The 7,500-nt window shown below is 58.1% G+C and carries 2 protein-coding genes, 2 rRNA genes and 2 pseudogenes; 3 read left to right on the forward strand and 3 right to left on the reverse strand.

Translation table 11 applies throughout. The annotated features are described in order from the left end of the window. Positions 1–198, reverse strand: a 198-nt coding sequence (locus JAN5088_RS05900; protein ID WP_503089865.1) for a transposase, incomplete at its 3' end; no start/stop codon positions are given. A 432-nt stretch (positions 199–630) separates the two neighbouring features. Between JAN5088_RS05900 and JAN5088_RS05905 the strand changes: the two genes are divergently transcribed. The 3 genes and pseudogenes from JAN5088_RS05905 to JAN5088_RS18180 form a co-directional block, all read left to right on the forward strand. Then, complete coding sequence (locus tag JAN5088_RS05905) at positions 631–2,283, forward strand: phospholipase D-like domain-containing protein (RefSeq protein ID WP_074962383.1); 1,653 nt, start codon at positions 631–633, stop codon at positions 2,281–2,283. A gap of 434 nt (positions 2,284–2,717) precedes the next feature. After that, positions 2,718–3,596 (forward strand): annotated as a pseudogene (locus JAN5088_RS19760) (DDE-type integrase/transposase/recombinase); the annotation flags it as partial. A gap of 103 nt (positions 3,597–3,699) precedes the next feature. Then, positions 3,700–4,094: pseudogene (locus JAN5088_RS18180) on the forward strand (transposase); the annotation flags it as partial. Positions 4,095–4,346: 252 nt separating this feature from the next. Here the strand turns inward: JAN5088_RS18180 and rrf are convergent. Both rrf and JAN5088_RS05925 read right to left on the reverse strand, forming a co-directional pair. After that, positions 4,347–4,461, reverse strand: a 5S ribosomal RNA gene (gene rrf / locus JAN5088_RS05920). 89 nt (positions 4,462–4,550) lie between these two features. After that, positions 4,551–7,381, reverse strand: a 23S ribosomal RNA gene (locus tag JAN5088_RS05925). Positions 7,382–7,500 lie beyond the last annotated feature (119 nt).

A 7,500-nucleotide genomic window follows, 5' to 3' on the forward strand; every position in this document is an offset into this window, starting at 1 on the left:
GCTCGCACGGATCAGGCGCTCCGGCGCAATGGGGGGGCGACCAAAGTCGGTATAGAGCGCGTCGAACTCGGCATCGAGGCTCGTCAGCGCATCGTTCACGATCTGCCGGATCTTGCGAAGCGGATGACCCGCAGGGATCCGCTCCTCAAGGTCGACATAGCTGAACGGCGACCCGCTCGCTTCGTCCGTCCCACGCATCGTCACCCTAACCACCGCTGCCGTGCCGGAAGTGAATCATGTTCTCATAACCGCGTCGAGACCGGCCTTTTCAGCAGCCTGTTAATCCTCTCACGCTCGCACGGGGCCAGCATCGCAATCGAAGTGAACCCGGTGCTGGTGTTCGACACGATCATGTCCGATCTCGGCGGGGAATCGTGGCATCCAGTGCGCGGACGCCCGATGCGAGGACGCGAAACCTGCTCCCGTCCGTCAGCGCGCCGCTGAGGACGTTGAAGCTCTGACGGATGTTCGATGCGGCCGGGACCGGCATCGGTCGCCGCCTGCGCGTTCTCTTGCGCGATGGCGCACCCCGGCCGGCTGCAGGTTTCTCGGATCGAATCCTAGCCCTCGCTTGTTAGAACAGTAGGCGGCGAACAGCGCCGCACATTCATTCGACGCCGAGGAAAAGCCATGCCCACAACCGATGAGATGACCAAACCCCTTCTCCGTCCGGGCGAGACCTGCTGGCGCATTGAACGCGCCGACCGCCTTGCCCTGATTGTCGATGCGGCCGACTACTTCCTGCACCTACGTACCGCGCTGATTGGTGCCGAACAGGCGATCTATCTGATCGGATGGGATTTCGACCTGCGGATAGAGATGGTTCCGGGGCAAGGTGACGCCGATGGCAACGCGCCTGACGGATGGCCGAACCGCTTGGGTGACTTCCTGGAAGCCGTCGTGGATCGGCGCCCCGATGTCCAACTGCACATCCTCAAATGGGACGGCGCGATGCTCGCCGAGATCGCCACCCAGGCCTGGGAGACACTGAGCCTTAAGATGGCGTCGAAGCGCATTCATTTCGCCCTCGACAGCCATCACCCAGCCGGGGCCTGTCATCACCAGAAGATCGTCGTGGTCGATGACCGCCTAGCGTTCTGCGGTGGAATCGACGTGACGACGGAACGATGGGATACCCGCGATCATGCGCCTGATGACGACCGCCGAACCAATCCGAACGGCTCATCGCACGGGCCTTGGCACGACGTGACCACCGCCCTGCTCGGACCGGTCGCGCGCGCTCTGGGAGATCTGGGACGATTGAGGTGGGAGGCGGCGACGGGCGAAACGCTGCCGGTGCCCCAGGCTCAGGGTTCTCTCCCTTGGCCGGACGATCTGATACCCGACTTCGAGGACGTGGAGGTTGGCATTGCCCGCACCGCGCCGCGCTATCACGGCGAGCCGCTGATCAACGAGATCGAGGAACTCTATCTGGCAAGCATCCGCGCCGCACGCCACACCATCTATGTAGAAAGTCAGTATCTCGCTGCCGGGTCGCTCTGTGAGGCGATGGAAGCCCGGCTGGCCGAACCTGACGGCCCTGAGATCGTGATCGTCAATCCACTGGAAGCAGAAAGCTTCTTGGAGGACGAGGCGATGCACTCGATCCGTTCGCGCATGATGCAACGATTGCACGACGCGGACGCGCGCGGCGGTGGCGGTCGTTTCGCAATCTTCTATCCCGTGAACGACGCCGGCACGTCGATCTACGTCCATGCGAAGGTGTTCATCGTCGACGACCGTATCCTAAGGGTCGGGTCGAGCAATGTCGACAACCGCTCCATGGGCTTCGATACGGAATGCGACATTGCAATAGACGCAAAGACAACGGCCGATCGCGACAGAATCCGCACCATCATGCTCTCGCTTCTGGCCGAACACCTGGACTGCGACCCGGACACCTTGCGCGCGACGTGGAGTGAACACAGCGCACTGGTCCCCGCGATCGAGGAGTTGCGGCAAGAAGACGGCCGGAGCCTGCGCCCCCTCACCCCCCACAAGTTGGATCCGCTGGAACAGACGCTGGCGAACACCCGTCTTTTCGACCCTCGCCACTGGCCTCGTAGTCAAGTCAGCCCGAAGGACCGCGCGAAGCATGCGGGGAAGCGCGCAGCAGAGCCCTACCATCTGGAAGTATCGGGCGCCGGTACGATCCTTCTGGCTGTAGGAGCCATAGCCGTTGGCATTTGGATCGGTCGTCGCATGATAAGACGCCGGCCACCCCTCGCGGCGCCTGCGATTTCTACAGATCGCACCTTCCGTCCACCGGCCCGGCACAATTGAACCACTGTACTGTCCTGCATGAGCGGAACTGGCCACTTCGTTGTCGGGACCGGGGATTGCTGAACGCTCGCCGGCATCTTTCGAGGCCGATGGTGGTCTTCACACTTCGACCCGAGATGTAACCTGACGTGGAAGGTCGGCGGACGCGTCGAGCAGGCGTCGTCAGACGAAATCCCCTACTTCACGACGTCATCGTCCCCCCAAGCCAAGCCTAAACATCATGATGCGCACGATTCAGAGTTCGATGATTGGCTCCGACAGTACGCCCACCGTCTGGCTTCTCTGAGCCCTTCGTGTTCTCGAACGGCACCGACGAAACCTGAGGTGGAAGCCCGCTAGATAACTTACTTATACCCCGTGCCCGCCGGGAGCCCCAGGTGTCTGATCCCACGGTTTGATGGCGCGATCTGTTCTTTGGGATGGAAGGAAGCGACATGGGACGAGTTCGTCATGGGAGCGCCACGACCACGTTCGCCGGCAGAGCTGCACTACAGCGACCCGCTGCCCGGCAGGGTATTGCGCGGCGATGTCCCTGGAGGGGCAAGCTTCGCTCTCGCAGCTGAGCGGGGAGTTGGGAACCAACCCCGACACGGTCGCCAGGTGGCGGAACCGGGCGACGGTCGAGGATCCGAAGACCGGTCCGAAGGAGCCGCGCTCCACGGTTCCGACCGAGGCGGAGGAGGCGATGATTGTCGCATTCCGGCGTGACGCGCTGCTGCCGCTCGACGATTGTCTCCATGTCTTGCAGCCATCGATCCCGCATCTGACGCGCTCGGCGCTGTACCGGTGCCTGCAACGGCACGGTGTCTCACGCTTGCCCAACGTCGAGGGCCCCTTTCGTGACATTGCTGCGCAATGCCCTGCCGGACAGTGGACAAGCCGAAGCGACAGAAGGTCAAGCGCTCTCCGATCGGGTTCTTCCAATCGACATCGCCGAGGTTCAGACCTCCGAGGGAAAGCTCTATCTTTTTGCGGGCATCGACCGGACCAGCAAATTCGCGATCACCCAGTTCGTCGAGAAAGCCGACCGAAAGACGGCGTGGGAGGTTCTCCAGCACATGCTGGAAGCCGTGCCCTGCCGAGTCCACACGATCCTGACCGACAAAGGCATCCAGTTCGCCGAGCAGTCGCGGAACCGCGACACGATCCTCTCCCGGCCGATGCGCTTCGACATGATCTGCCAAGCCAACGGGATCGAACACCGGCTGACCAAGCCCAACCGTCCCTGCGGTTTGGAGGGTCAGAAATCGGTCCGGTGGACCGATTTCCCGACAAACGGCCAGGTCGAACGGATGAACCGCACGGTCAAGGACCTGCCCCCCGAAACTTCCCTCGTTGTGATGTAGAGTTTGCTCAACCATTCAAAGGAGCAAACAGATGCGAAAGAGCCGTTTCACCGAGGCGCAGATTATATAGATGATCAAGGAACAAGAAGCCGGAATGCCGACTTCGGAGGTGTACCGAAAGCACGGCTTGAGCCAAGGGACATTCCACAAGTTCAAATCAAAGTATGGCGGCATGGAGGTGTCTGACGCCGCCAATCCGAGGGCGCTGGAAGACGAGAAGGCCAAGCTCAAGCGCCCGCTGACGGACAGCATGCTGGACAATGTCGTACTGAAGGACTTGCTGGGAAAGAGCTGACGACGCCGAATGAGCGGCGAGAGGCAGCGCTGATGGCGATACGGGATCAGGACATCTCGCAGCGCTGGGCCTGCCGACTTGTCGGACTCGATTTGAAGACGGTCCGGCGTGAACGCCCGTCGGATATCTCAAGGGAACACTTCAGGCAGTTGCCGCCGCCCACCCGCAGGCAAATATCGACGATCTGCTGCCGTGGACCTTCATGCCGTCAAGCTGACAACACGCGCGGCGCAGACGCCGCTTACCATGCTCTTGGAGTACATCCGCGAAATCTGGACGTCAGACCCGGAAAGAGCCATCCCCGACCCGATCCACCAAATGCTGGGACTGAATACCCAAATTTGGGCCGAGCCGGAAACGCAAAAAGCCGCCCCGAAGGGCGGCTTTCATCGAAAGAGAGATACGAACGATGAGCTTTCTAGGTTTGGCGATGACCTACTCTCCCACGTCTTGAGACGCAGTACCATCGGCGCTACAGCACTTAACGGCCGGGTTCGGGATGGGACCGGGTGTTTTGCTTGCGCTATGATCACCAAACCGAAAAAACTCATCGTATTTCCAAATCAAGTATACGTATTGGTGTGTATGCTTTCGATCGATTGTTCGAAGCATGGCTTCTACTGGATCAAATCAAGCCTATCGGACAATTAGTACCGGTCAACTGAACGCATTGCTGCGCTTACATCTCCGGCCTATCGACGTGGTGGTCTACCACGGTCCTCAGGGATACCTTGTTTTGAGGGGGGCTTCCCGCTTAGATGCCTTCAGCGGTTATCCTGTCCGATCATAGCTACCCAGCACTGCCATTGGCATGACAACTGGTCCACCAGTGGATCGTTCACCCCGGTCCTCTCGTACTAGGGGCAACTCCTCTCAAGTATCCTACACCCACGGAAGATAGGGACCGAACTGTCTCACGACGTTCTAAACCCAGCTCACGTACCTCTTTAAACGGCGAACAGCCGTACCCTTGGGACCTGCTCCAGCCCCAGGATGAGATGAGCCGACATCGAGGTGCCAAACGATGCCGTCGATATGGACTCTTGGGCATCATCAGCCTGTTATCCCCGGCGTACCTTTTATCCGTTGAGCGATGGCCCTCCCACTTGGGACCACCGGATCACTATGGCCGTCTTTCGACTCTGCTCGACTTGTCAGTCTCGCAGTCAGGCTGGCTTCTGCCATTGCACTCAACGAGCGATGTCCGACCGCTCTGAGCCAACCTTCGCGCGCCTCCGTTACTCTTTAGGAGGCGACCGCCCCAGTCAAACTACCCGCCACAGAGGGTCCCGGATCCGGATAACGGACCGCGGTTAGATATCAAGCGAAGCAAGGGTGGTATCTCAAGGACGGCTCCACACAGACTGGCGTCCATGCTTCAAAGCCTACCACCTATCCTGCACATGCTTGACCTGATATCAGTCTGAAGCTGTAGTAAAGGTGCACGGGGTCTTTCCGTCTAACCGCGGGTAGCCTGCATCTTGACAGGCAATTCAATTTCGCTGAGTCGATGTTGGAGACAGCGGGGAAGTCGTTACGCCATTCGTGCAGGTCGGAACTTACCCGACAAGGAATTTCGCTACCTTAGGACCGTTATAGTTACGGCCGCCGTTTACCTGGGCTTCAATTCAGAGCTTGCACCCCTCCTTTTAACCTTCAGGCACCGGGCAGGCGTCAGACCCTATACGTCGTCTTACGACTTCGCAGAGCCCTGTGTTTTTAGTAAACAGTCGCCACCCCCTGGTTTGTGCCCCCAGCCTCCAGTTGCCTGGAAACCGGGCCTCCTTCTCGCGAACTTACGGAGGTATTTTGCCGAGTTCCTTCAACATCGTTCTCTCAAGCGCCTTGGTATTCTCTACCAGTCCACCTGTGTCGGTTTAGGGTACGATCTCATGTAGGGCTATTTCCAGGAACCTCTAAGCAGCCCATCCAATCCGATAAGGATGAACTACCCTCGAGATCCGTCACATCCTACTGGCTCAGGAATATTAACCTGATTCCCATCGACTACGCCTTTCGGCCTCGCCTTAGGGGTCGGCTTACCCTGCTCAGATTAGCTTTAAGCAGGAACCCTTGGACTTTCGGCGACAGGGTCTCTCACCCTGTTTGTCGCTACTCATGTCATCATTCTCGCTAGTGATCTCTCCACCCGATGGCTCACGCCCGGGCTTCATCGAAAATTCCCTGCCTCCTATGCATCGCAAGCGATGCAGGAGAGGCGTGGAACTATATCACACTACGCTCCGCTACCATGCACGATGTGCATCCTCAGCTTCGGCTCATGGCTTGAGCCCCGTTACATCTTCGCCGCAGGACAACTTATTTAGACCAGTGAGCTGTTACGCTATCTTTAAAGGATGGCTGCTTCTAAGCCAACCTCCTGGTTGTTTTGGTCGTCCCACCTGCTTTCCCACTTAGCCATGAATTAGGGGCCTTAGCTGGAGGTCAGGGTTGTTTCCCTCTTCACGACGGACGTTAGCATTCGCCGTGTGTCTGCCATCTAGTACTCCCGGGTATTCGGAGTTTGGTTAGGATCAGTAAGCCTGTGGGGCCCCATTACCCATCCAGTGCTCTACCCCCCGGGGTATTCGGATGACGCTCTACCTAAATAGATTTCGCGGAGAACCAGCTATCTCCGAGTTTGATTGGCCTTTCACCCCTAGGCACAACTCATCCCGACCTTTTTCAACAGGTGTGGGTTCGGACCTCCAGTTAGTGTTACCTAACCTTCATCCTGGTCATGCCTAGATCACTCGGTTTCGGGTCTGATCCCACGAACTATGTCGCCCTATTAAGACTCGCTTTCGCTGCGCCTACACCTAACGGCTTAAGCTTGCTCGTGAGACCAAGTCGATGACCCATTATACAAAAGGTACGCGGTCAGGCCTCAAGGGCCCTCCCACTGCTTGTAGGCGTCCGGTTTCAGGTACTGTTTCACTCCCCTCGTCGGGGTGCTTTTCACCTTTCCCTCACGGTACTGGTTCGCTATCGGTCAGTAAGGAGTACTTAGCCTTCGAAGGTGGTCCTCCGATCTTCAGACAGGATTTCACGTGTCCCGCCCTACTTAATACGTCCGATCATGCTTCTTGTACGGGGCTGTCACCCACTCTGGCTTACCTTCCCAGGTAATTCCAATCACACTCACGGCTCGGCTGGTCCCCGTTCGCTCGCCGCTACTAGGGGAGTATCATATTGATTTCCTTTCCTCCGGGTACTTAGATGTTTCAGTTCCCCGGGTTTGCTTTCTAAACCCTATGTATTCAGGTAAAGAATACCTGGTTCAGCATCCTGTTGATTGCCGAAGCAAACAACAGAGCACTGTCAGGTGGGTTGCCCCATTCGGAAATTCATGGATCAAAGCTTATTCTCAGCTCCCCATGACTTATCGCAGAGTATCACGTCCTTCATCGCCTCTTACTGCCAAGGCATCCACCAAACGCCCTTCTCGCGCTTGATTTGATCCAGAAGAAGACAGGCTTCTTCCGACCGGCGCATCCTACCTCGCGGATGACGCCGGTCCGCTCTTCCATAGAAGATGCGGATGATCAAAAGCATACTATCCACCGATCCCACTGG

It is taken from the genome of Jannaschia rubra (assembly GCF_001403735.1).
Classification (GTDB): Bacteria; Pseudomonadota; Alphaproteobacteria; order Rhodobacterales; family Rhodobacteraceae; genus Jannaschia; species Jannaschia rubra.

Coding starts and splice junctions, on each gene's coding strand:
- JAN5088_RS05905 (WP_074962383.1), top strand. CDS start 631: ATGCCCACAACCGATGAGATGACCAAACCCCTTCTCCGTCCGGGCGAG.